The 24,523-nt window shown below is 71.6% G+C and carries 19 protein-coding genes and 1 pseudogene; 14 read left to right on the top strand and 6 right to left on the bottom strand.

What is annotated here, in order from left to right; genetic code table 11:
- Positions 1–53: 53 nt before the first annotated feature.
- Positions 54–443 carry a signal peptidase I gene (locus OG338_RS07075; RefSeq protein WP_405936500.1) on the top strand — a complete coding sequence of 130 codons (390 nt, stop codon included), beginning with the start codon at positions 54–56 and terminating at the stop codon, positions 441–443.
- A gap of 116 nt (positions 444–559) precedes the next feature.
- A complete protein-coding gene (locus OG338_RS07070; RefSeq protein WP_405936499.1) occupies positions 560–3,889 on the top strand; it encodes a BTAD domain-containing putative transcriptional regulator in 3,330 nt (1,109 codons plus the stop codon).
- A gap of 2 nt (positions 3,890–3,891) precedes the next feature.
- Here the strand turns inward: OG338_RS07070 and OG338_RS07065 are convergent, their stop codons facing one another.
- The 3 genes from OG338_RS07065 to panB all read right to left on the bottom strand — a co-directional run bounded on the left by OG338_RS07065 (position 3,892) and on the right by panB (position 6,796).
- Positions 3,892–4,749, bottom strand: a complete 858-nt coding sequence (locus tag OG338_RS07065) for an ABC transporter permease (protein ID WP_405936498.1) — start codon at positions 4,747–4,749, stop codon at positions 3,892–3,894.
- On the bottom strand, positions 4,746–5,756 hold the full coding sequence (locus OG338_RS07060; RefSeq protein ID WP_405936497.1) for an ATP-binding cassette domain-containing protein: 1,011 nt from the start codon (positions 5,754–5,756) through the stop codon (positions 4,746–4,748). The genes OG338_RS07065 and OG338_RS07060 overlap by 4 nt, the downstream gene beginning before the upstream one ends.
- 155 nt (positions 5,757–5,911) lie before the next feature.
- On the bottom strand, positions 5,912–6,796 hold the full coding sequence (gene panB, locus OG338_RS07055; RefSeq protein ID WP_018518520.1) for a 3-methyl-2-oxobutanoate hydroxymethyltransferase: 885 nt from the start codon (positions 6,794–6,796) through the stop codon (positions 5,912–5,914).
- A 180-nt stretch (positions 6,797–6,976) separates the two neighbouring features.
- Here panB and OG338_RS07050 point away from each other — a divergent pair, with 180 nt between their 5' ends.
- The 5 genes from OG338_RS07050 to OG338_RS07030 all read left to right on the top strand — a co-directional run bounded on the left by OG338_RS07050 (position 6,977) and on the right by OG338_RS07030 (position 12,585).
- Entirely contained in the window at positions 6,977–8,581 is a 1,605-nt protein-coding gene (locus tag OG338_RS07050; RefSeq protein WP_405936496.1) for an MFS transporter, read from the top strand.
- A gap of 141 nt (positions 8,582–8,722) precedes the next feature.
- Positions 8,723–9,385: a TetR/AcrR family transcriptional regulator gene (locus OG338_RS07045; protein ID WP_405936495.1), complete on the top strand. Its 663-nt coding sequence runs from the start codon at positions 8,723–8,725 to the stop codon at positions 9,383–9,385.
- Between the two features lie 166 nt (positions 9,386–9,551).
- Positions 9,552–10,580, top strand: coding sequence for an endonuclease/exonuclease/phosphatase family protein (locus OG338_RS07040; RefSeq protein WP_405936494.1), 1,029 nt, complete (start codon positions 9,552–9,554; stop codon positions 10,578–10,580).
- Positions 10,581–10,703: 123 nt separating this feature from the next.
- Positions 10,704–11,951, top strand: coding sequence for an MFS transporter (locus tag OG338_RS07035; protein ID WP_405936493.1), 1,248 nt, complete (start codon positions 10,704–10,706; stop codon positions 11,949–11,951).
- Positions 11,952–12,093: 142 nt separating this feature from the next.
- Positions 12,094–12,585 carry a hypothetical protein gene (locus OG338_RS07030; protein WP_405936492.1) on the top strand — a complete coding sequence of 164 codons (492 nt, stop codon included), beginning with the start codon at positions 12,094–12,096 and terminating at the stop codon, positions 12,583–12,585.
- Positions 12,586–12,699: 114 nt separating this feature from the next.
- Here the strand turns inward: OG338_RS07030 and OG338_RS07025 are convergent, their stop codons facing one another.
- The 3 genes from OG338_RS07025 to OG338_RS07015 form a co-directional block, all read right to left on the bottom strand.
- Positions 12,700–14,454 carry an NAD+ synthase gene (locus OG338_RS07025; RefSeq protein WP_405936491.1) on the bottom strand — a complete coding sequence of 585 codons (1,755 nt, stop codon included), beginning with the start codon at positions 14,452–14,454 and terminating at the stop codon, positions 12,700–12,702.
- Positions 14,455–14,543: 89 nt separating this feature from the next.
- Positions 14,544–14,978 (bottom strand): CBS domain-containing protein, encoded by a 435-nt coding sequence (locus tag OG338_RS07020; RefSeq protein WP_405936490.1) that lies wholly within the window; start codon positions 14,976–14,978, stop codon positions 14,544–14,546.
- Positions 14,979–15,134: 156 nt separating this feature from the next.
- Positions 15,135–15,821 (bottom strand): DUF3105 domain-containing protein, encoded by a 687-nt coding sequence (locus tag OG338_RS07015; protein ID WP_405936489.1) that lies wholly within the window; start codon positions 15,819–15,821, stop codon positions 15,135–15,137.
- Between the two features lie 227 nt (positions 15,822–16,048).
- On the opposite strand from OG338_RS07015, the gene glnA reads away from it, so the two are divergent.
- From glnA to OG338_RS06980, 7 genes and pseudogenes are all read left to right on the top strand, one after another.
- Entirely contained in the window at positions 16,049–17,410 is a 1,362-nt protein-coding gene (gene glnA / locus OG338_RS07010) for a type I glutamate--ammonia ligase (protein ID WP_018103490.1), read from the top strand.
- A gap of 155 nt (positions 17,411–17,565) precedes the next feature.
- Positions 17,566–17,854, top strand: a pseudogene (locus tag OG338_RS07005) (GNAT family N-acetyltransferase).
- 48 nt (positions 17,855–17,902) lie between these two features.
- A complete protein-coding gene (locus OG338_RS07000) occupies positions 17,903–18,910 on the top strand; it encodes a sensor histidine kinase (protein WP_405936488.1) in 1,008 nt (335 codons plus the stop codon).
- A complete protein-coding gene (locus tag OG338_RS06995) occupies positions 18,885–19,886 on the top strand; it encodes a response regulator (RefSeq protein ID WP_405936487.1) in 1,002 nt (333 codons plus the stop codon). The genes OG338_RS07000 and OG338_RS06995 overlap by 26 nt, the downstream gene beginning before the upstream one ends.
- A gap of 113 nt (positions 19,887–19,999) precedes the next feature.
- On the top strand, positions 20,000–20,482 hold the full coding sequence (locus OG338_RS06990) for an NUDIX domain-containing protein (protein ID WP_405936486.1): 483 nt from the start codon (positions 20,000–20,002) through the stop codon (positions 20,480–20,482).
- A 2-nt stretch (positions 20,483–20,484) separates the two neighbouring features.
- On the top strand, positions 20,485–20,856 hold the full coding sequence (locus OG338_RS06985) for a hypothetical protein (protein ID WP_405936485.1): 372 nt from the start codon (positions 20,485–20,487) through the stop codon (positions 20,854–20,856).
- A 26-nt stretch (positions 20,857–20,882) separates the two neighbouring features.
- Positions 20,883–24,425, top strand: a complete 3,543-nt coding sequence (locus OG338_RS06980) for a protein kinase domain-containing protein (RefSeq protein ID WP_405936484.1) — start codon at positions 20,883–20,885, stop codon at positions 24,423–24,425.
- Positions 24,426–24,523 lie beyond the last annotated feature (98 nt).

Genomic DNA, 24,523 nt, shown 5'->3' with positions numbered 1-24,523 from the left:
GAGCGTAGCCGCCCCCGCCGGGCGGCAAAGCCCCCCTGCTAGCGTCCCCCCACGTGAACGACAACGTATACGTGGGCAACGCCGGCAAGGACGCCGCGCTCGACCGGGGATGGATTCTCGGGCACTTCAAGGACGCGGGCGATCCCCGGCACAGCGAGGACGTCGAGATCAAGTGGGGCGTCCACCCGGTGGGCGACGAGCGGGCGCAGTGGGTGCGGGGGGAGAGCCGGACCGCGTTGCTGGTGCTCATCAGCGGGCGGTTCCGGGTGGAGCTGCCCGGCCGCAGCGTGCTCCTGGAGGAGCAGGGCGACTACGTGGTGTGGGGCGTCGGCACCGACCACTCCTGGCTCGCCGAGGAGGAGTCCGTGGTGCTCACCGTCCGCTGGCCGTCCGTACCGGGTTACGCGGTCGAGCCGAAGGCGTCCGGGACGCCGGAGCGCTGACGGCGGCACGGCGGAAACGGTTCGCTTCCCGTCCCCGGACCGGAAAAGGTGGGGCCATGACGAGCAGGGGCGGGGCGGCTGTGCGGACACCGGGGCGGGTCGCGGAGAATGGGCGCGTGCGCTACGGCATCCTCGGTACGACCCAGGCACTCCGCGACGACGGCTCGGCCCTCTCCGTCGGCGGGGCGCGGCTGCGCGCGCTGCTCACCGTGCTGGCGCTGCGGCCCGGCCGGACGGTCCCGGTGGCCGTGCTCGTGGACGAGGTGTGGGACGGCGAACCGCCCGCCGACGCGGCCGGCGCCCTCCAGGCCCTGGTCGGGCGGCTGCGGCGGGCCATCGGGCACGACGCGGTCGCCTCGGCGGAGAGCGGCTACCGGCTGGCCGCCGAACCGGAGGCCGTCGACCTCTTCCGCTTCGAACGGCTCGCCGGCGAAGGCGCGCGGGCCCTCGCGGAGGGCGACCCGGCCGGTGCGACGGCCCTCCTGGGCGACGCCCTCGCCCTCTGGCGGGGCCCCGCCCTCGCCGACCTCCCCGACCGGCACGCCGCCGCCGCGCGCTGGACCGCCCGCCGGCTCGACGCCCGCCGGGACCGGCTCGCCGCGGAGCTGGCGCTCGGCCGGGCCGCCGAGGTGCTGCCGGAGCTGACCGCGCTCTGCGGTGAACACCCCCTGGACGAACCCCTCCAGGCGCTCCGCCTGCGCGCCCTGCGCGACGCCGGGCGCACCGCCCAGGCGCTGGCCGCTTACGACGAGGTGCGCAGTCTCCTCGCCGACCGCCTCGGCACCGACCCGGGTCCCGAGCTGGCCGCCCTGCACGGGGAGCTGCTGCGGCAGGAGCCCGCGCCCCGCCCGCAGCCCCCTGCCCCCGCCGCCCCGCTGGGCAACCTCCGGGCCCGGCTCACCAGCTTCGTCGGCCGGGAGCGGGAGATGGAGGCCCTGCGCGGCGACCTCTCCCGGGGCCGGCTTGTCACCCTGCTCGGCCCCGGCGGTGCCGGGAAGACCCGGCTCTCGCAGGAGGTCGCGGACACCGTCGACGCCGGCACCTGGCCGGACGGCGTCTGGCTCGCCGAGCTGGCCCCCGTGGACGACCCGGAGGCCGTGCCGGAAGCGGTGCTGGCCGCGCTCGGGGCCCGGGAGACCGTGCTGAGCGGGGCCGGCTCCGGGGAGCTCCGGGCCGCCGAACGGGCCTCCGGCGAGGAGCGTGTGGCCGGTGAGTCGCTGGCCCGGCTCACCGAATACTGCTCCCGCCGCCGCATGCTGCTCCTCCTCGACAACTGCGAGCACGTCATCGGGGCCGCCGCCGCCCTCGCCGACCATCTGCTGGCCCGCTGCCCCCGGCTCACCGTCCTCGCGACCAGCCGGGAACCCCTCGGCGTGCCGGGCGAGGCGGTCCGGCCGGTCGATCCGCTGCCGGATCCGACCGCGCTGCGGCTGCTCGCGGAGCGCGGCGCCGCCGCCCGCCCCGGCTTCCGGGTGGACGCGGACGAGGTGACGGCTGCGGCCGCCGCCGAGATCTGCCGCCGCCTGGACGGCCTGCCGCTCGCCATCGAGCTGGCCGCGGCCCGGCTGCGGATGCTCACGCCGCAGCAGATCGCGGACCGGCTGGACGACCGCTTCCGCCTGCTGACCAGCGGCAGCCGGACCGTGCTGCCCCGCCAGCAGACCCTGCGCGCGGTCGTGGACTGGTCCTGGGAGCTGCTGGACGACGACGAACGCGTCGTGCTGCGCCGCCTCGCCGTCTTCGCCGGCGGCTGCACCCTGGAGGCCGCCGAGGCCGTCTGCGCCGACCAGGACGGCCGCTCCGGCGAGGTGGCCCTCCTCCTCGGCTCGCTGGTCGACAAGTCGCTGGTGGTCGCCGCCCCGGCGGACGACGGCCGGATGCGCTACCGGCTCCTGGAGACCGTCGGCGAGTACGCGGCGGAGCGCCTGGCGGAGTCGGGCGAGCGGGACGCCGTCGAGCACCGGCACCTCGTGTTCTACCGCGAGCTGGCCCGTACGACCGACCCCCTGCTGCGCGGCTCCGGACAGCTCGCCGCCATCCGCCTCCTGCAACGCGAGTACGAGAATCTGCGCATCGCCCTGCGCCACGCCGTCGCCGCCCGCGACGAGCAGGAGGCGCTGTGCATGGTGCTGTCCCTGTCCTGGTACTGGCAGATCCGCAATCTGCGCGGCGACGCCCTGCACTGGGCCGACGCGGTCGCCGCCCTCGGCCCCGACCCGTTCGCGGAGCCCGTACAGCTCGCGCCCTCCATCCACGAGCGCTGCACGGACGCGCCCCCGCCGATGCGCCGGGAGCTGCTGGAGGAGGCGCGCCGGCAGGTGACCCTGGTGCAGCTGGTCAGCATGGACCACGCGATGGACGAGTGGACGAACGAGGCCAGCATGGCCCGGCTGCGGGCCATCGTCGCGACCTACCGGGCCGGCCAGCCGCAGACCTGCCGCAGTCCCGCCTCGCTCTGGTTCTACGCCGTGATGCTCACCGGCGGCGTCTCGGACCTGCGCCACCTGCTGGACGAGACGGTGCGCGGCGCGCGGGAGTTCGGTTACGAGTGGGAGCTGGCCGCCGCCCTCCAGATGCGGGCCAACGTGCTGGCCAACCGCCCCGACTGGGCCGGTGAGGCGCACCGGGACGCCGACGAGAGCCTGGCGGTCTTCAGCCGGCTCGGCGACGACTGGGGGATGGCCGAGGCGCTTTCCTCGCGCGGCGAGGCCAATGAGAAGCAGGGCGCGTACGAGCAGGCCGCCGAGGACTTCCAGGCCGCCATCCGCTCCGCCGAGCGACTGGGCGCCCTGGCCCAGGTCTCCGTGCTCCGCATCCGGCACGCCGCCGTGCTCACCGAGCTGGGCCGGGGCGAGGAGGGCGAGGCACGGATGCGCGAGGTGCTGGCCGACGAGCGCCAGACCGGGCACGAGGCCCGCCCGGCGGCCCGGCTGTTCCTGGCGATGTGGCTGGGCCGGTGCGGCCGGACCGACGAGGCGCGCGAGCAGTTCACGTACCTCAAGGAGGAGTTCGCGTCCGAGACCATGGCGGTGTTCGAGGGCTTCGTCCTCGGCGGCCTGGCCTGGCTGGACAACCAGGACGGTGAGTACGCCCGTGCCCTGGAGCGGAGCCGGCGGTCCCTGAAGGGCCTGCGGGACCCGCTGACGCAGATGGTCGCGCCGCAGATGGCGGTGATCAATCTGGTCATCGTGGCCTGGGCGCTCGGCGGGCTCGGCGGCGAGGAGCGGGCCGCGATCGCGGCGCGGCTGCTGGGCGCCGGCCGGGCGCACCTGCCCAAGGGCCACTTCATGAACGCGATGGAACGCGAGAACCTGGCCCGCGCCGAGGACCTGGTCCGCAGCCGGCTCGGGGACGCCGCCTATGAGGCCGCGTACGCCGAGGGCGGCGGCCTCTCCCTGGAGGAGGCCGCCGCCCTCGTGGACGCGGATGCCGAGCCGGACCCGTGACGTCAGGACTTCTTGCGGAACTTGGAGACGGCGAGCGGGGCCACGGCCGCCGTGATGACCACGGCCCAGCCGAGCGTCAGCCAGACCGAGTGGCCGAGCGGGGTGCCCATCATGAGGCCGCGCGCCGCGTCCGCCAGATTCGACAGCGGGTTGTAGTCGGTGAAGGTCTGGAGCCAGCCGGGCATCGTCGTCGGCGGGGCGAAGATCGAGGAGCCGAACTGGAGCGGCATCATGACCAGCATCCCCATTCCCTGAACCGCCTGGGACGTCTTCATGGCCAGGCCGAGCAGGATGAAGATCCACATGATCGCGGCGCCGAACGCGGCCGACAGGCCGATCGCCCCGATCAGGCCGAGTACCGAGCCGTGGAGCTCCATGCCGAGGGCGAAGCCCATGCCCAGCAGGATGAGCGTGGCGACCATCATCCGGCCGAGCTCGACCACGATCTTGGCGATGAGCACCGAGGAGCGCGCGATCGGCATCGTACGGAAGCGGTCCATGACCCCCTTGCGGAAGTCGTCGTTGACACCGCTGCCGACGGCCATGGCGATGTTCATGCCCATCATCGCCATCAGGCCGGGGATCAGGTAGTTCAGATACTCCTGCCGGCCGCCGCCCATGCTGCCGCCGACCGAGCCGCCGAAGACGTACACGAACAGCAGCACGAAGATGACGGGCATCAGCAGCGCGTCGAACATCGACTCCGGATCCTTCTTGATCTGGAGCAGATTGCGCCGGACCAGGGCCCCGATGTGGCGCAGGTTGTTCCGCAGTCCGATGCCGCCCTCGTCGTGGAGCTTGGCGGCCGGCGCGGAGACGGGTGTGCTGGTGGGGGTGGGCGTCAGAGTCGTCGTGCTCATGCCGCGACCTCCTCGGGAATCGTGTCGGTGACGGTGGCCTTGTCGCCGGTGATGGCGAGGAACACCTCGTCCAGGCTGGGCAGTGCGGTGGCGACGTGGGCCAGCGAGAAGCCCCGGGTGCCGAGCAGCCCGATGACGGCGGTCAGCTGCTCGTCGCTGAGGATCGGTACGTAGAGCAGGCCCTCGTCCGGGACGGCCTGCGCGCCCGCGACACCGTCGAGACCGGTCTCCCGCAGCGCCTGCGCCATCGGGGCCAGCTCGGCCGGGTCCGAGGGGCGGATCTGGAGGGTGCGGCCGCCGACCTTGGCCTTGAGCTCGTCCACACCGCCGCGGGCGATGATCCGGCCCTTGTCGATGACGGTCAGCTCGTTGGCCAGCTGCTCGGCCTCTTCCATGTACTGGGTGGTGAGGAGCACGGTCGCCCCCTCCGCGACCATGCGCTGCACCTCGTCCCAGACCTCGTTACGGGTCCGGGGGTCGAGCCCCGTCGTGGGCTCGTCCAGGTAGAGGACGGCCGGGCTGCCGATCATGGAGGCGGCCAGGTCGAGCCGGCGGCGCATCCCGCCGGAGTACTCCATCGCGGCCTTCTTCGCCGCGTCGGTGAGCGAGAAGCGCTCCAGCAGCTCGTCGGCCCGGGCCCGCGCCTTCTTGCGGGGCAGGTCGAGCAGCCGCCCGATCATGTAGAGGTTCTCCCAGCCGGAGAGCTTCTCGTCGACCGAGGCGTACTGGCCGGTGAGGCCGATGGTGCGGCGCAGTGCGCGGGGCTGTTTCACCACGTCGAAGCCGGCGACGACCGCGGTCCCGGCGTCGGGTGTGATGAGCGTGGAGAGGCAGCGTACGAGGGTGGTCTTGCCGGCGCCGTTGGGGCCGAGCACGCCGAGGACGGTGCCCTCGCGCACATCGAGGTCCACGCCGTCCAGGGCCTTGGTCTCGCCGTAGTGCTTGACCAGTCCCCGCACCTCTACGGCGTTTCCGCCGTGCTGGGGGTTCTTGTCGATTCGCGTCATGCCGACTATCAGACCAGCCGCCACCGACAGGCCGCCGACAGCCGGCCGACAGCCCCCTCGCACCCACCGACAACGGCCGACAGCCCGCCGATGGGGGAAGTCGGCGGGCTGTCGTCGTTACCGGTGGTGGTCGTCGGGGGTGTGCCCCCGCAGGCTCAGTGGAAGGTGTGTTCCGGGGCCGGGAACGTGCCGCCGACGACCTCCTCCGCGTACGCCTTCGCGGCGTCGCCGAGGATCTGCCGCAGGTCGGCGTACTGCTTGGTGAAGCGCGGCACCTTGCCGCCGGTCAGCCCGACCATGTCGGTGTAGACCAGCACCTGCGCGTCGGTGTCCGGACCGGCGCCGATCCCGATGGTCGGGATGTGCAGGGTGCGGGTGACCTCGGCGGCCAGCTCGGCCGGTACGAGCTCCAGGACGACGGCGAACGCGCCCGCGTCCTGCACGGCCTTGGCGTCGCGCAGCATCTGCTGGGCGGCCTCCTCACCGCGGCCCTGCACCCGGTAGCCCATCGCGTTCACGGACTGCGGGGTCAGGCCGATGTGGGCCATGACCGGGATGCCGGCGTCGACCAGCAGCTTGATCTGCTCGTGGCTGCGCTCGCCGCCCTCCAGCTTCACCGCGCCGACACCGGACTCCTTGATGAGCCGGGTGGCGTTGCGCAGGGCCTGGACCGGGCTCTCCTGGTACGCCCCGAAGGGGAGGTCGGCGACGATCAGGGCACGCTGGGTGCCCCGGACGACGGCGGCGGACAGGATGGCGATCTCGTCCATCGTGACGGGCACGGTGGTCTCGTAGCCGAGGTGACAGTTGCCCATGGAGTCGCCGACGAGCATGACCGGGATGCCGGCCTCGTCGAAGACGGACGCGGTCATCGCGTCGTAGGCGGTGAGCATGGGCCACTTCTCGCCGCGCGCGGTGGCGGCGGCGATGTCGTGGACGGTGACCCGGCGGTTGCTCTTGCCCCCGTACAGCGCCTTGCTGCTGTCGGAGGGGGCACCCGCGGGGGTGGCGGACTGGTTCTGCGCAGCCTGGAGCGACATGGCAGGTGACTCCTTCGTCATCTCGAGGCGCCCTGACGGCGTCCCCGGATCTCTTCCATGGTGGCATCCCGGAGCCGGTCGCGGGAAGTGGGCCGCACGGCCGGGCCATCGGGCCTGTCCTCGGTAAAGAATTTACAATACGAGACGGTCTCGTATCGCAATGCGTTTAGGCTGCTCCTCATGTCCACACCCTCCGGCACCCCCGCCGTGTCCCAGATACCGGAGGCGGTCCACCGCCGCCGCTGGGCGATTCTCGTGGTCCTGATGTTCAGCCTGCTCATCGTGGTGCTGGACAACTCGATCCTGAACGTCGCCGTCAAGACGATCGCCTCCCCTTCGCCCACGGGCATCGGCGCCACCCAGAGCGAGCTGGAGTGGGCGATCAACTCCTACACGCTCGTCTTCGCCGGCCTGCTCTTCACCGCCGGTCTGCTCGGCGACCGCCTCGGCCGCAAGAAGGTCCTGCTCTTCGGTATCACCCTCTTCGGCATCGGCTCCGCCCTCGCCGCCATGTCCGACTCGCCCGGCCAGCTCATCACCTGGCGCGCCCTGATGGGCTTCGGCGCCGCCTTCGTCATGCCGGCCACGCTCGCCGTCCTGATGAACGTCTTCGAGCGCGACGAGCAGCCCAAGGCGATCGGCATCTGGGCCGGCAGCGTCGGCCTCGGCATCGCGATCGGCCCGATCACCGGCGGCCTCCTCCTGGAACACTTCTGGTGGGGCTCGATCTTCCTGGTCAACGTCCCCGTGGTGATCGTCGCACTGGCCGCCATGGTCTGGCTGGTGCCGGACTCGAAGGACCCGAAGCCGGGCCGGCTGGACCCGCTCGGTGTGGTGCTCTCCATCATCGGCCTGGTGCTGCTGGTGTACGGCATCATCCGGGGCGGTGAGCTCGCCGACTTCACCGATGTCTCCGTCCTCCTTCCGGTCATCGGCGGCCTCGTCGTCCTGGTGGTCTTCGTCCTCCACGAGAAGCGCAGCGCCAGCCCGGCGATCGACGTCTCGTACTTCAAGAAGCCCGCGTTCTCCGCCGCCGTCGCCGCGATCGCGCTGATCTTCTTCGCGCTGATGGGCGTCACCTTCTTCTCCGCCTTCTACATGCAGAGCGTCCGCGGCTGGAGCGCCCTCCAGTCCGGGCTGCTGATCCTGCCGCTGGCAGTGGCCCAGATGCTGTTCGCACCCCGCGCCCGGATCGTCGTCGCCCGCTTCGGCGCCCGCGCCGTCTGTACGGCGGGCATGCTGGCCGTCGCCCTCGGCCTGGCCGCCTTCGCCCTCTTCGACGCCGACACGCCCGTCTGGCTGATGTGCGTCGTCTTCTTCGTCCAGGGCACCGGCATGGCCCACGTCATGCCGCCGGTCACCGTCGCCATCATGCAGGCCCTGCCGCGCGAGAAGGCCGGCTCCGGCTCGGCCGTCAACAACACGTTCCGCCAGGTCGGCGGCGCGCTCGGGATCGCCGTGCTCGGCTCGGTGCTGTCCACCGTCTACCGGAGCGACATCGAGGACCACCTCGGCGCGCTGTCCTCCGGGACCCGGGACGCGGCCGGGGAGTCCATCGAGGCGACCCTCGCCTTCGCGGAGCGGCTGGGCCCCAAGGGCGCCCCGCTGGTCACCGCCGCGCACGACGCCTTCATGAGCGCCATGCACGTCACGGCCCTCGGCTCGGCCGCCGTCGCCCTCATCGGCACGGTCGTCGTCGCGCTGTGGCTGCCGGGCCGCGAGCCGGCCGCGCCCGGAGCCGTACGCGAGGAGGAGCGCCCCGCTCCGGCGGGCGCCGAACGATGACGTTCCCGGCGGCGTCCGGCTGAACCTTCCGGGTGAACCGGGCCGTGTCACGCGGCCCGGTTCACCCGGCCAGGTTGACCCGTGGGGACCGGCCCCTCTCCCGCGTCGGCGAGAATCAGGGGCGGCGAAAGGTGGTTTCACGTGCAGGCTCAGGCACCGGACGAGCGGTCCGGCGAGGCTTCCGGCCCCCCGGGACCCGGCGACGACTCCGAGCCGCGCCGGGGGCGGCCCCGCAGCGCCGCGGCCGAGGCGGCCATCCTGGACGCCGTCCTGGAGCTGCTGGAGGCCGGTGAACCCCTCGCCGCGCTCTCCATCGAGCGCATCGCCCGCACCGCCGGGGTCGGCAAGGCCACCATCTACCGGCGCTGGGCCGGCAAGGAGGAGCTCTTCGTCGACGTGCTCCGCGCCATCGAGCCCCCGGAACCCGAGGTCTCCGGCACCGGCGGCCTCGGGGACCTGCGCGTCCTGCTGGAGTCGATGCGCAAACGCGGCCTCGCGCAGCGCTCCTCCGTACTGCTGCACAACGTGTTCGCGCAGATGAAGAGCCACCCCAAGCTCTGGCACGAGTACCAGTGCACCGTGATCGCCCCCCGCCGCGTCGCCATGGTCGCCGCCGTCCGGCGCGCCGTCGAGGCGGGCGAGCTGCGGGACGACACGGACGTGGAGCTGATGGACGACCTCTTCCTCGGCCCCATGCTCGTACGGACCATCCACCGGCCCGACGCGCCGCTGCCGGAGGATCTCGCCGACCGCATCATCGCCCTGGTGATGGAGGGCCTGGCGCCCCGGCGCGGACGGATGTGATCGTTACGTCACAGAACACCCCGATTCCCCGCTCCCGAGGAACTGCCGGAGCCGCCTCCCACGTCCTCGTGGCAGTACGACCGCCACGGGCGGCAGGAAAGGCATCGCGCATCCCCTAGGGTCGGGGGCGCGGCGATGTGCACGGCAAGGCAGTGAGGACAGCGCGATGGTGCAGGCGTACAGGGCGGACACCGGGAACGGCGTGGGACCGCAGCGCACCGGCTCCCGTTTCCGGGACCTGCGCGACAGACTCGTCCGGCGTCTGCGGGACCGGGGGACCTGGCGGCGCGGGATCGTCCTGGCCTGCTGCGCGGTCCTGCTGACCCTCGTGATGGCCTTCCACGCCCAGATCCCGAACACCATCGGCAACCTGGGCAGCCTCTCCGAGACGTTCCTGCCCTGGACCGGCGTGTTCTTCCCGGTGCTGCTCGTGCTCGGCCTGGTGCGCCGCTCGGGCACCGCGCTGGTGGCGCTGGTGCTGCCGGTCGTGGTCTGGCTCAACATGTTCGGCGGCCTGTTCACGGACAAGTCCGGCACCGGCGGCGACCTGACCGTCGCCACGCACAACGTCAACGCCGACAACCCCGACCCGGCCGCCACCGCCGACCAGGTGGCGGGCTCCGGCGCGGATGTCGTCGCCCTCCAGGAGCTGCCGGCCGGCAAGGTGGCGGCGTACGAGAAGGCGCTCGCCGGCCGCTTCCGGTACCACTCGGTGCAGGGCACCGTGGGCCTCTGGAGCAAGTACCCGCTGAGCGACACCCGCCCGGTGGACCTCAGGATGGGCTGGGTCCGCGCCATGCGGACCACCGTCGCGACGCCGGAGGGCCCCCTCGCGGTCTACGTGGCGCACCTGCCGTCCGTACGCGTCAAGCTCCACGCCGGCTTCACCGCCAACCAGCGGGACCAGAGCGCGGACGCCCTCGGCAAGGCCATCTCCCACGAACCGCTCGCCCGGGTCGCCCTGCTCGGCGACCTCAACGGCACGATGAACGACCGCGCGCTCAAGGCGGTCACCTCGCAGATGCGGTCCACGCAGGGCGCGGCGGGCGACGGCTTCGGGTTCAGCTGGCCCGCGAAGTTCCCGATGGCCCGGATCGACCAGATCATGGTCAAGGGCGTCGAGCCGATGTCCTCCTGGACGCTTCCCGCCACCGGCAGCGACCACCTCCCGATTGCCGCCCGCGTCAAACTCTGACGCAACGAGCCGTTTACCGGCTGGTGCCACTTCTCTGCGACACTTTGTTCCGTACGGGAACAAGGTCGCCGGTGGACGAGCCGGTCCGCCGCCGTGCGCCCTGAAGCGGAAAGGTCTCTCCTCATGCCCCTGGCCCTGCTCGCGCTGGCCGTGAGCGCCTTCGGCATCGGCACCACCGAGTTCGTGATGATGGGCCTGCTGCCCGACGTCGCGGACGACCTCGGCACTTCCGTCCCCACCGCCGGCTACCTCGTGTCGGCGTACGCGATCGGCGTGGTGATCGGCGCCCCGCTGCTCACCGCCATCGGCTCCCGCGTCCCGCGCAAGCGGATGCTGCTGCTCCTGATGGCCCTCTTCACCGTCGGCAACCTCGCCTCCGCGCTCGCCCCCGGCTTCGGCTGGCTGATCGCGGGCCGGCTGCTGGCCGGTCTGCCGCACGGCGCGTTCTTCGGCGTCGGGGCCGTCGTCGCCTCCCGCCTCGTGGCCGAGGGGCGCCGGGCGCGGGCCGTCGCGACGATGTTCCTCGGCCTGACGGTCGCCAACATCGTCGGCGTACCTGCCGCCACGCTGCTCGGCCGGCACCTCGGCTGGCGGGCGACCTTCCTGGTCGTCGCGGCCATCGGCGTCTGCGCGATGGCGGCCCTCGCCCGGCTGGTCCCGCAGATCCCCGTCGAGGCCCGGCAGAACATGCGCCACGAGCTGCGGGCGCTCGGCAACCGACAGGTCCTGCTCGGCCTCCTCACCGCCGTCTTCGGCTTCGCCGGCGTGTTCGCCGTCTACTCCTACCTCTCGGCGATGACCACGAAGGCCATGGGCTTCGGCGAGTCCGCGGTCACCCCGGTCCTGGCGCTCTTCGGTATCGGCATGACCCTCGGCGCCCTGGCCGCAGGCCCCCTCACGGACCGGGCCCCGCGCCCGACGCTGTACGGCTCCCTGGGCGCCCTCGCCGTAGTCCTGGCGGTCTTCCCCCTCGCCGCCCAGGTGAAGTGGGCGGCCCTGCTGATGGTGGTGCTGCTCGGCGCGGTGGGCTTCATGACGACCACGCCCCTCCAGATCCTGGTCATGAACAAGGCCAAGGACGCCCCCACCCTCGCCTCCGCCTCCAACCACTCCGCCTTCAACCTCGCCAACGCGGGCGGCGCGTGGCTCGGCGGCACGGCGATCGCGGCCGGCTGGGGCTGGACGTCCCCGGCCCTGGTGGGCGCGGCCCTGGCCCTGGCGGGCCTGGCCATCGCGGTCACGGCGGGCGCACTGGACCGCGAGCACGGCACATCGAAGGTGGTGGCGAGCCAGAACCCGGCCCGTCCGGCGCGCGAGGACAAGACCTCGGCCTGTTCTTCCCTTCCGGCCTCGAACGATGTTCGGGACTGAGTCGCCCCCTGGGGATTCGCCGGACGCGGGCAGCGAGTGGCCGGAGTCCGGGACGGTCCGTCGGAGACCGCGACACGGCAGAACCGACTGACGGGCCGACGCGTCTTCACTGTTCTACGGGACCAGTCGCGGGAGGACCTGGATGAACATCGAAACCGGTGTCGGCGTGTGCGCGACCGCCATAGCGTTGGGATCCTTCTGGATCAGCTGGGGGCAGGCGCGGGCATCCAGGGCACACAACCGGCAGTCGGTGCGGCCGTTGCTGCTGATCCGCACAGTTCGTGCGGGATACCGGGACGACGTGGCCGGCCTGGAGGTGATCAACGCGGGGATCGGGCCGGCGGTCGTGACGCGGACGTCGGTCACTCTCGACAGGGAGGTCATCGGCCAGTGGGATCTGCCCACGTATCGCCGGATGGCCCAGGACCTCCCCCTGATGCCGAAAGTGAAGACGTTCGTCACGGGGGCGGCCCTCATCCCGGGCGAGAGGAGCTACCTGCTGCATCTCGAAGAGCGGGACGGGCGGGAATCCGCATGGTTCTGGGAGCTCATCTCCACGAGACTGCTCATCGAGATCCGGTACGAGTCCCTCTACGGCGGTGAGGACTTCGTGGCCCGCTCGACTCTGCTCTGAGCCTGTTCTTTGTCTACGCCTCAGCGGCGACCGGCCAAGAACGAGCCCGTCCGGCGCTTGAGGGCAAACCCTCAGCCCCGGACGGGCTCGTGCGTCCCTGAGGCCACGGGCGCGTCAGACCGCCTCGCGCCAGCGGTTCGTGATCGGCAACCGGCGGTCCTTCCCGAACCCCTTCGGCGAGATCTTCGTCCCCGGCGGGTACTGCCGCCGCTTGTACTCCGCCGTATCCACCATCCGCAGCGTCTTCGCCACCAGCGCCCGGTCGAACCCGGCCGCCACGATCGCTTCGAGCCCCTGGTCCCGGTCCACGTACAGCTCAAGGATGCGGTCGAGCACGTCGTAGTCCGGCAGCGAATCCGTGTCCACCTGACCCGGCCGCAGCTCCGCGCTCGGCGGCTTCGTGATGGACGCCTCCGGGATCGGCGGGGTCTGCCCGCGCTCCTCGGCGGCCCGGTTGCGCCACCTGGCCAGCCGGAACACCGCGGTCTTGTACACGTCCTTGATCGGCCCGTACGCCCCGACGGAGTCCCCGTACAGCGTCGAGTACCCGACGGCCAGCTCCGACTTGTTGCCGGGGGCCAGCACGATCTGGCCCTCCTGGTTGGAGATGGCCATCAGCATCGTGCCGCGCAGCCGCGACTGGAGGTTCTCCTCCGCGAGCCCGGTGAGCCCCAGCGAACCCATGTACGCGTCGAACATCGGCTCGATCGGCACGGTCCGGAAGTTGAGCCCGGTGCGCCGCGCCAGCTCGGCCGCGTCGCCCTTGGAGTGGTCCGAGGAGTACTTGGACGGCATCGAGACCCCGTACACCTGCTGCGCGCCGAGCGCGTCGCAGGCGATCGCGGCGACGAGCGCCGAGTCGATCCCGCCGGAGAGCCCGATGAGCACGCTGCTGAAGCCGTTCTTCGCGGCGTAGGCCCGCAGGCCCACCACGAGGGCCGTGTACAGCTCCTCGTCGTCGTCCAGCCGGTCCGCGTAACCGCCGGCCAGCTCCGCCTCGTACGGCGGCAGCGGCTCGTCGGAGAGGACCACATGATCGATCCGCAGTCCGTCGGCGACCACGCCGGACGGTGCCTCGGCCGCGGCGGAGGGCAGGTCGAGGTCCAGGATCACGCTGCCCTCGGCGAACTGCGGGGCGCGGGCGATGACCTCGCCCTCCCGGTCGACCACGATCGAGTCGCCGTCGAAGACCAGCTCGTCCTGGCCGCCGATCATCGCGAGGTACGCGGTCGTGCAGCCGGCCTCCCGGGCCCGCTTGCGGACCAGCTCCAGCCGGGTGTCGTCCTTGTCCCGCTCGTACGGCGAGGCGTTGACCGACAGCAGCAGCCCGGCCCCGGCGGCGCGCGCGGCCGGGACGCGGCCGCCGTCCTGCCACAGGTCCTCGCAGATCGCGAGGGCGACATCGACACCGTGCACCCGTACGACCGGCATCGAGTCGCCCGGCACGAAGTACCGGAACTCGTCGAAGACGCCGTAGTTCGGCAGGTGGTGCTTGGCGAAGTTCAGCGCGATCCCGCCGCGGTGCAGCACCGCGGCCGCGTTGCGCGGGGACCCGGCCGGCTGTCCGTAGCGCTCCGCCGCGAACTCCGAGCGGTCGAGATAGCCGACGAGGACCGGGATCTCCCCGAAGCCCTCCGCGTCGAGGCGGGCGGCGAGCGCGCGCAGCGCCGCACGCGACGCCTCGACGAAGGACGACCGCAGGGCCAGGTCCTCGACGGGGTAGCCGGTCAGCACCATCTCGGGGAACGCCACGAAGTGGGCGCCCTGTTCGGCGGAGTGCCGGGTCCAGTGGACGATCGCCTCGGTGTTGCCGGCGAGGTCGCCGACGGTCGAGTCGATCTGATTCAGTGCGAGGCGTAGTTGAGGCACGCGCCCCACTCTAATCGTCTGACTGACGCGATGTCCCGGCGGGCCGCGCGAAAGGACGATCCGCGCGAAAGGGCGATCCGCGCGGCCGGTCAGCCGGCGGCGGTCCGCGAGTAGACCTGCTCCGCCCAGTCGGCGATCTGGTCGTCGGAGAGGTGCCGGGCCAGATCCGCCTCGCTGATCATGCCGACGAGCTTCTTGTTCTCGATGACCGGAAGCCGGCGGATCTGGTGGTTCTGCATCTCCTCCAGCACCGCTTCCACATCCGCGTCCGCGTCGATCCAGCGGGGCGTCCCCTGAGCGAGGTCACCCGCGGTCACCTTGGCCGGATTCCGCCCCTCCGCCACGCAGCCGACCACGATGTCGCGGTCCGTGAGGATGCCGATCATCCGGTCCTCCTCACCGCTGGCCGAGATGGGCAGCGCGCCGACGTGGTGCTCGCGCATCAGCTGGGCGGCGCGGTCGAGCGTCTCGTGCGCCGGAATCCAGGTGGCGCCGGTGTGCATGATGTCCTTGGCGGTGGTCATGGGGGATTCCTCCTGCGTACCGAGGGGCGGCCGTACGTACATCCCCGAGCGAACCCATCGTCATGGGCCCGTTCGGGGGACGCGACCGCTGTAGCCCATTCGGGTGTATTTACGGTACGAGGGAACTTTCCGGGCGCGCTGTTTCGGCACCCCGGTTCAGGAGCCGTCGAGGCCGCCCGTGCAGGCGGCGCCCGGCTCGGGGGTCTGCGGGCCCTGCACGTAATGCGCGAAGAACTGCGCCACGCGCGGGTCGTCCGCGCCGTCGACGGTGACCTGCTTGCCCCAGGCGGTCAGCATGATGGCCCCGGCCTGGTCCTTGTACGGGCTCATGAGCGAGTACGGCGTCCTGGCGACCCGTTCCGCGAGCTTCGTCACATCGGCGGCGGGGGCGTCGTCGTTGTACGTCACCCAGACCGAACCGTGCTCCAGGGCGTGCACGGCGTTCACATCCGGGATGGCCTTCTTGTAGACCTCGCCGTCGCAGTTCATCCAGACCGGGTTGTGGTCCCCGCCGACCGGGGGCTTCATGGGGTAGTCGACGGTCTCGGTCACATGGTTACGGGTGAGCTTCTTCGCGTCCCAGGACTTCTCGCCCTTGATCGGCCCGGTGGCCAGGTTCTCGTCGGTCTCCCCGGCGGAGGGCGTACCGCCCTTCCCGTCGGCGGTCATCGAACCGCCCGAGCGGTCGGAGTCCGACTTGTTGAGGATCGTGTACGAACCGAAGGCGACGAGCCCCGCGACGACGACGGCGCCGAGGCTCACGGCCAGGATCCGGTTGCGCCGGTCCCGCGCGCGGTCGGCGTTGCGCATCTGCTCTATTCGGGCCCTGCGGTCGTAGCTCATGTCGTGTGTGGTCCTTCTGCGAAGGGGGACGGGGACCGGGCGGCTTTGGGCGGGTGACGGGGCGGTTCCCGCCCGTGCGCACCACGGGCGCCGATCGTAGTGGGTGGCCGAGTGCTCCATGTCACGTCGGGTGCGTAATCTGGGGGAAATCCGGGGTCGTGATACTGGAGTCTCTCCCCAGCCCCGGGAGGTGGAGCACGGACCGTCTGAACTGCAAGGATGTGGCTATGGACAAGCAGCAGGAATTCGTCCTCAGGACCCTTGAGGAGCGCGACATCCGGTTCGTACGGCTGTGGTTCACCGATGTCCTCGGATATCTGAAGTCCGTGGCCGTCGCCCCGGCCGAGCTTGAGCAGGCGTTTGACGAGGGCATCGGCTTCGACGGCTCCGCGATCGAGGGCTTCGCGCGCGTCTACGAGTCGGACATGATCGCCAAGCCGGACCCGGGGACGTTCCAGATCCTGCCGTGGCGCGCGGAGGCGCCGGGCACGGCGCGGATGTTCTGCGACATCCTCATGCCGGACGGCTCACCGTCCTTCGCGGACCCGCGCTTCGTGCTCAAGCGTATCCTGGCCAAGACCTCGGACCTGGGCTTCACCTTCTACACCCACCCGGAGATCGAGTTCTTCCTGCTGAAGGACAAGCCGGTCGACGGCACCCGGCCGACCCCGGCCGACAGCTCCGGCTACTTCGACCACACCCCGCAGAACGTCGGCATGGACTTCCGCCGCCAGGCGATCACGATGCTCGAATCCATGGGCATCTCGGTCGAGTTCAGCCACCATGAGGGCGCGCCGGGCCAGCAGGAGATCGACCTCCGATACGCGGACGCGCTGTCGACGGCCGACAACATCATGACGTTCCGCCTGGTCATGAAGCAGGTGGCGCTGGAGCAGGGCGTACAGGCGACGTTCATGCCGAAGCCGTTCTCGGAGTACCCCGGCTCGGGCATGCACACGCACCTCTCCCTCTTCGAGGGCGACCGCAACGCGTTCTACGAGTCCGGCGCGGAGTACCAGCTCTCCAAGGTCGGCCGCTCCTTCATCGCGGGCCTGCTCCGGCACGCCGCGGAGATCTCCGCCGTCACCAACCAGTGGGTCAACTCCTACAAGCGCATCTGGGGCGGCTCCTCCCGTGCCGCGGGCGCCGGCGGCGAGGCCCCCTCGTACATCTGCTGGGGCCACAACAACCGCTCCGCCCTCATCCGCGTCCCGATGTACAAGCCCGGCAAGACCGGCTCGGCCCGCGTAGAGGTCCGCTCCATCGACTCCGGCGCCAACCCGTACCTGACGTACGCAGTCCTCCTCGCCGCCGGCCTCAAGGGCATCGAGGAAGGCTACGAACTCCCCGCCGGCGCCGACGACGACGTCTGGGCCCTCTCCGACGCGGAACGCCGCGCGATGGGCATCGAACCCCTCCCGCAGAACCTGGGCGAGGCGATCTCCCTGATGGAGAAGAGCGAACTGGTCGCGGAAACCCTGGGCGAGCACGTCTTCGACTTCTTCCTCCGCAACAAGAAGCGCGAGTGGGAGGAGTACCGCAGCGAGGTCACGGCGTTCGAGCTGAAGGCGCTGCTGCCGGTGTTGTAGACGGGGCGGCTTGAGGAGCGCAACGCGGGCGGGGCACCTGGCGCAACCAAGGTGCCCCGCCCGCGCGTTGGGCCGCCGAGACGGCGGGCGCGGCCGGGCCGTTCACCGCCCACGTCGGGGAAGTCCCGGCAGCGCGAGCCGAAGCCCGTATTGCCATGATGTCGGTCATGCTGCGGCCCTGGTCGCCGTCCGACGCGGCCGCCGTCGCGCGAGTGTTCCAGGACCCGGCGATCCAGCACTGGCACCTGCGCAGAGCCGATTCGGAGGACGAGGCCCGCGAATGGATCGAACAGTGGCGCCGCGGATGCCGGATACACCCTCGAAGGAGTACGCCGGCGCGCCTTGCTGCACGCCGACGGCTGGCACGACATGCATCTGCACGCCCGGGTGCGGGAACCCGTGGCGGGAGCGCACACTTCCCGTTCCGTTCCGGCGGAGCGGTGACGGGGCCCGGCAGCGCGGCCTAATCTGGGCGCATCGCCGAGGGGGGCCATGAACGACATCATCGCCGCAGTCTCGTCAGCGGTGGCCGTGGGTGCCGCCGCCGTGCTGTCGGGGTTTGCCACCAGGCAGTCCAGACGGGCCGATGACAACACGCACGAACTCGCGAGTTCGATCCAGGAGTTACGGGAGGCGCTGCGCCTCCAGGAGTACGAGGCGTCGGAGGCGGCCCGCTCTCAGCGCCTGGTGCCGCAGCTACTTGAACGCCTCCCCGATGAGATCGCCTTCCGGGTGTGGCAGGACACGAAACGCCGGGTGCAGCGCGTCACCAACGTGACAGCCGACGTCGTCCACCTCGGCTCGGCCGACGTGAGCGGCGAACGGGCCAGGCTGACACAGGAGATCGCCCACTCGCTCGGCACCCCGCTGGCCCAGATCGAGGCCGCGGCGCTGTCCATGGAGTCCCTCTCGGCGGGTGGGGACGAGACCGCGGAGCGCGCTGTCCGGCGCATCCGGGAGGGCGTCGAGATATGCAAGTGCTTCATCAACGCGTACAGGAACTACGGAACCCTTCAGAAGGGTGTGGGGGAGTCCTTCGCGGGCGCGGGTGCGGACGCACTGATCATGGCGCTCGATTTCTACTCGGGCGCGGCCGGCAAACCGATCGAAGCGGAGGTCGGTGAAATCCCGGAGTCCTTCGTCGGATACTCGAACGACTTCGTCATCGCCGCGCTTCTGCCGCTCCTCGAAAACTCCGTCGACGCGTCCCCGGAGCATGGACGGATCGCGGTGAACTTCGCGAGAAGGCCGGACGCCATTTCCTTCACCATCTCCAACCTGTGCGCGAGCGGACCGCCGGGCGGCGACGTGTTCGACCGGGGATACACCACCAAGGACGGGCATCAGGGCGTGGGCCTGTCCGTGAGCAGGGGCCTGATCGAGGGCTATGCGGGCGGCGAGATCACGATGGATGTGGACGGTGACGAGGTGACGTTCACCGTGTCGTTGCCTTTCCGGAGAGAGGAGGACGGCGATGTACTCGGTACTGGTGGTCGATGACTCGCGCAGCATGGCCGATCAGCTCGCCGAACTGATCACCGTGCAGACCGGCTTCCGCGTGCTGGCCTGCAGCCGGCCGGAAGACGCTCTCGCGGCCGTCCAGGAGTATCCGATCCGGGTCGCTCTGCTGGACCAGCGGATGCCGCTCAAGAGCGGCACCGAGCTCTACCGCGAGCTCCGGCAGGTGAACCCCGCGCTCAAGGCCGTCATGGTCACCGGAGAGGCGAGCTCGCACGAGGTCGGTCAGGCGATGACTCTCGGGTTCTCGGATTACCTCGCCAAGGGCGAGATCGCGAGGCTCTCCGGTGTCGTCCTCAAATTGCACACCCAGTACGAGGTCGACCGGGCGGCCCAATGGCGAGTCGGCGCCCCTGAACTCCTCCATTCCGAGCGGAGGAGATACCTGCTCTTCGGCGACAGGGTCAGGTACTACCTGGCCGGCGTCCAGGTCCTTGACGAGGCGTATGTGCTTCCGGGCGGCTGGGTGACGGTCCAGCAGATCAACGCGGGCCAGGAGAAGAAGTACACGTACAGCACATCCGTCAAAGAGACGTTCATCGTGGAGACGTCCCAGCAGTACAACGCCAAGGGAAGCCTGGCGGCGGACGTCGCGAGGAAAACGAAGGCCGGCGCACGCATCGAGGCGGCGGTCACCCGGATCGTGAAGAAGGCCCGGACGACCGAGACGACGGCCACGGCGTCGACGGAGGAGACGTATCGGCTTCCCGAGGAGTCGTCGGACCCGGCGGAGAACTATGTGAAGTCCCGCCACATCGAGAGCGCCCCCGTCTACAAGAAGCTGCGCCTCTCCTTCGTGAAGGCGTGCGGCTGCTGCCGCGAGGACACCTCGGTCCCGTTGGTGGTGCTGGTGTTCGACGACGCCTACGCGACCAGGCACACGGACTACTACCGCGACGGAACGTCGGAGATCATCGAAACGGGCCACATCCGCCGCCCTGCCCCGGACACCACGTAGCCCCGCCTTTCCGGGAGTTCCGCCGACGCCCGGCTCCGGCCGGCGCGGCGGATCCAGCTCATTGTCAGCGACGGCTTTGCGTGCGGTTTCCGAGGCCACCGGCTCCTATCCTCATGCACGTGAGCAACATCCGCCGGGAGGGACCGTCAACGCCGCTTCACTCCGTGTCCGTGGCCGGAGTCGTCGTCCGGGAGGACGGCCGCGTACTCGCGATCAGACGAGCCGACAACGGGACCTGGGAACCGCCCGGTGGTGTGCTCGAACTGGCCGAGGCCCCGGAGGACGGCGTCCGGCGTGAGGTCTATGAGGAGACCGGTCTCAAGGTGCGGGTCGACCGGCTGACCGGGGTTTACAAGAACACCTCGCGAGGCATCGTCGCCCTGGTCTTCCGCTGCCGCACCGAGGGAGGTTGTGAGCAACTGTCCGACGAATCAACCGCAGTCGAGTGGCTGACCCCGGACGAGGCCGCGGCCCGGATGGCCGAGGTCTACGCGGTCCGGGTGGCCGACGCCCTGCTCGACGGTGCGCCGCAGGTGCGTACGCACGACGGCAGGGCGTTCGCCCAGCGTGGCGAACACATCGCGAAGAAGGGGTAGTCATGTCGCAGACCGAAGGTGCGCGTCTGTTCCGGGAGAGCTGGATCGCCGGGGTGCGGCGGCACTTTCCCGGGGAGCCGAAGGCCGGGTACGTCACGCCGTGGGAGGACACTCCCCAGTGGGAGCGGGAGGCGGCCGGGGCGGTGTACGCGCAGGTGCGGCAGTTCGTCGAGGTGAGCGGCGGGCACGTGGCGCGGCTTTCGCGGGAGCAGAAGGGGCGGTTCGTCGCGTTGTGCTGGACGGCCCAGATGTACAAGCACTTCGAGGAGCCGAAGCCCGGGTACGTCGCGGACTGGGACGGCTTGCCGGAGTGGCAGCGGGCGACCGATGCTGACATCTTCGAGGCTGTCGAGGCGTCGCCGTTCGCGGTGTAGCGGCGGGGCCGGACCCGGGGGGTCGGATGAGTGCGCCGGAAGCGTGGGAACTCGGTGCGACCGTCGACGGGCGGTACCGGGTGCTCGGGGAGTTGGGGCGTGGCGGCATGGGGGTCGTCCACCGGGTCCGGCACCTGGGGTGGGGCATCGACATGGCGGTGAAGAGCCCGCGGCCCGAGGCCGTCCGGGACGCGGGGGACGAGGAGCTGTTCGTCAGGGAGGCCGAGACCTGGGTCTCCCTCGGGCTGCACCCCAACATCTGCGCCTGTCACTACGTGCGCCTGATCGACGGCGTGCCCCGGGTGTTCGCCGAGTACGTGGACGGGGGCAGCCTCGCCGCATGGATACGGGACGGCCGCCTCTACGCCGGGGGCGCCGACGAGGCCCTGGCCCGGGTGCTCGACATCGCGGTGCAGATGGCCCGGGGCCTCGATCACGCCCACCGCGCGGGCCTGGTCCACCAGGACGTGAAGCCGGCCAACGTCCTGCTCGACCGGGCCGGCACCGCGAAGATCACCGATTTCGGTCTCGCCCGGTCCAAGCACGCCGTTCCCACGGGAGGCAGGCCCGTGCTCGGCTGGGAGCCCGAGGGCAGCGTCCTCGTCCCGACGGGCGGGATGACCCTCGCGTACGCCTCCCCGGAACAGCTCTCCGGCCGGGCGGTGGGGCGGCGCAGCGATGTCCACAGCTTCGGGGTCTCCGTCCTTGAGATGGTCACCGGCGGTGTGCGCTGGCAGTTCGGGTCGATCGCGGGCTTCGCCCTGGACGACTTCCTGGCCGACACCACGAACCGGGTCGCCGCTCCGCGGGAACTCGCCCATCTCCTCCGGCGCTGCCTGCGCCCGCACGCCTCGGGGCGGCCGCCGTCCATGGCGGACATCGCGGACGTGCTCACCGACATCCACGAGACGCGGACCGGCTCCCCGTACCCCCGGCCCCTGCCCGAGGCGGCGGAGCTGCGGGCCGACGAGCTGAACAACCGGGCGCTGTCCCTGCTCGACCTGGGCCGCGAGGACGAGGCGGCCGGGGCGTTCGCGGCCGCCCTGGACGCCGACCCCCGCCATGTGCCCGCCCTCTACAACGACGAGCTGCTGCGCTGGCGGCGCGGCCGGCGCACCGACGAAGGCGTGCTCGCCCGCATCGAACGGGTCCGGCAGGACGCCGGCGATCCCGCGGAGGCCCGCCGGCTCCTCGCCCAGGTCCAGCTGGAGCGCGGCGCCCTGTCCGAGGCCCGCGCGCTGCTGGAGCCGCTGGTCCGGGAGCGGCCGGACGACCGGGAGGCCGCGGCGGCGCTCGACGCCGCCCGGTCCGGGGCCGTCGCGCACGCCGGACCGGCCGGGGTCCGGCACCTGCCCGTGCCGGTCCGTCTGCTGGACACATTCGCCGGCCTGCCCCCGAGGAGCTGGCGGCAGGAATCCCTGCCCACGGCGCTCGCCAAGGATGCCCGGCTCGCTCTCACCGGCTGCCCGGACGGGGCGCTGCGCCTCTGGGACGTACGGAACGAACGGTGCGTGAAGACGCTCAGGGGACACCGCCGCGAGGTGGAGGCCGTCGACCTCACCCCGGACGGCCGGCACGCCCTGTCGCAGGGCGCCGACGGGGTGGTCCGCTTCTGGAACCTGGCCAAAGGCTTCCTGGCCCGCCCGGTCATCGGCACCCCGCTGCACCGGGGCGAGCCGAGGTCCCGGGACACGGCGCGGCCCCCGCGGGTGCCCCGGACGCCGGACCGGCACTCCGTCCGCCTCACCCCGGACGGGCGCACCGCCGTGGCCGTCGACCGGCACGGCACGGTCCGGGTGTGGGACACACGTGGCGGCCGGCTGCGGGCGACTCTTCCCGGCCATCTGGACGGCGGCGGAGTGGCGGTGACCCCGGACGGGAACCGGGTGATCGCCGCGTTCCGGGAGGAGGACGCCGTCTCCGTACCGGAGGAGCGCAGGGACTTCGCCGCCCTTGTCCGGGACGTGCCCTCGGGCCGGCGGCTGCACGCGCTGACCGGGCACAGGACCATGCCGAGGGTGCTGTGCGTGTCGGCCGACGGCCGGCGGGCCGTGACGAGCACCTTCGACACGCTGACGCTGTGGGACCTGGACACCGGACGCCGTCTGCGGACGTTCACCGGCGCTCCGGGGACCGCCGTCGCCGTCCTCTCGCCGGACGGCCGGCTGCTGGCCTCGTCCGGCCGCGCGTACACCGGGGTCCAGCTCTGGGAGACGGACACGGGCCGCTGTCTGCGTACCTATCGGGGGTACGAACGCGAGGCCGGCACGGTCGCGTTCACCGACGGCGGCCGGACCCTGGTGTCCGCCTCGGCCGACCGGACGGTCCGCACCTGGACACTGCCGGGCGGTTACGCCGGCCCGCCCCGGCTCAGCGAGCCGCGCCGGCACGCGGAGGTGAGCCGGCTCGGGACCCGGGTGGACCTCCTGCTGACGGAGGCGGAGCAGGCGCGGACGGCCGGCCGGTACGACCTCGCCCTCGCCCGTCTCGAAGCGGCGCGGGCGACGACGGGGTACGAGCGGGCGCCCCGGGTGATGGCCGCCTGGGGGGAACTCGCCCGGCACACCCGCCGGACCCGGCTGCGGGCGGCCTGGCCCGTAAGGGAGTTCACCCATCCCGGCGCGAAGAGCGGGTCCGTGGACCTGTCCGCCGACGGACGGCTGGCCGCCACCGGCAGCTGGGACGAGACGGCGCGGCTGTGGGACGTCGAAACCGGTTCTTTGATACGGGAGTTCGCCGGCCACACGAGGCACGTGCTCGACGTTCATCTCAGCGAGGACCGCAGCAGGCTGCTGACCGCCGACAGCGCGGGGACGGCACGCCTGTGGCGGACGGACACGGGGGAATGCCTGCGCACGCTGACGTCCGACGAGCGCGTTCCGCTCGGAGTCCACCGACCCCTCTCCGTCTGCTTTCTGCCCGGGAGCCGCCGCGCGCTCATCGGCAAGGCGAACGCCGTGCTGTGGTGGAACCCGCACGACGGCGGGATCGAGAGGACGACGGAGCTCGCGAGAGACCTGCGCGGGGAGAAGACCGTCGCCGTCGCACCCGACGGCCGCACTCTCGCGGTCGCCGGCCAGGCCGGAGTGGACCTGCTCGCCACCGATGGCACAGTCCTGCACAGGCTGACCGATCCGCGGGCCCACCGGTCCATCCAGCGCTGGCACGCGGCTCGACTGCGCTTCACGGAAGGGGGACGGCGCCTGCTCGTCGCAGGAGGAATGGGCGTGGACGCCGACACCGTACGGGTCTGGGACGTCGCCACCGGAACGGCGGTACGGGAGTTCGGCGCCCCCAACGCCTGCCGGCAGCTCGCCGTCAGCGCCGACGGCGGCTTCGCCCTTTCCGCCGGCTACACCTCGCAGGCGCTGGCCTGGGACGTGCGGACCGGCCGCCGGCTGCGGGCCTTCGACGCCCACGCCGGGACCTCGGGCGTGGAGGATCTGGCGATGACCCCGGACGCCCGGCTCGCGGTGGTCCGCAGCATGGACGGCGTCCTGCGGGTGTGGCAGCTGGACTGGGAGCTGGCCGCGCCGGACGCCCCGGCCGACACACCTCCCGCCCGGTAAGGTCCTGCCGATGACCGGCCGACGGGCGACAACCACCCTGTGACGCCCCACGGGCCCCGAGGAACTGCACAACGGCGTCGGTTACGTGACCCGCTTCG

The organism is Streptomyces sp. NBC_00726 (assembly GCF_045161735.1).
GTDB lineage: Bacteria > Actinomycetota > Actinomycetes > Streptomycetales > Streptomycetaceae > Streptomyces.
Note: the sequence above shows the minus strand (reverse complement) of the source record. Positions and strands in the feature narration are given on the sequence as shown.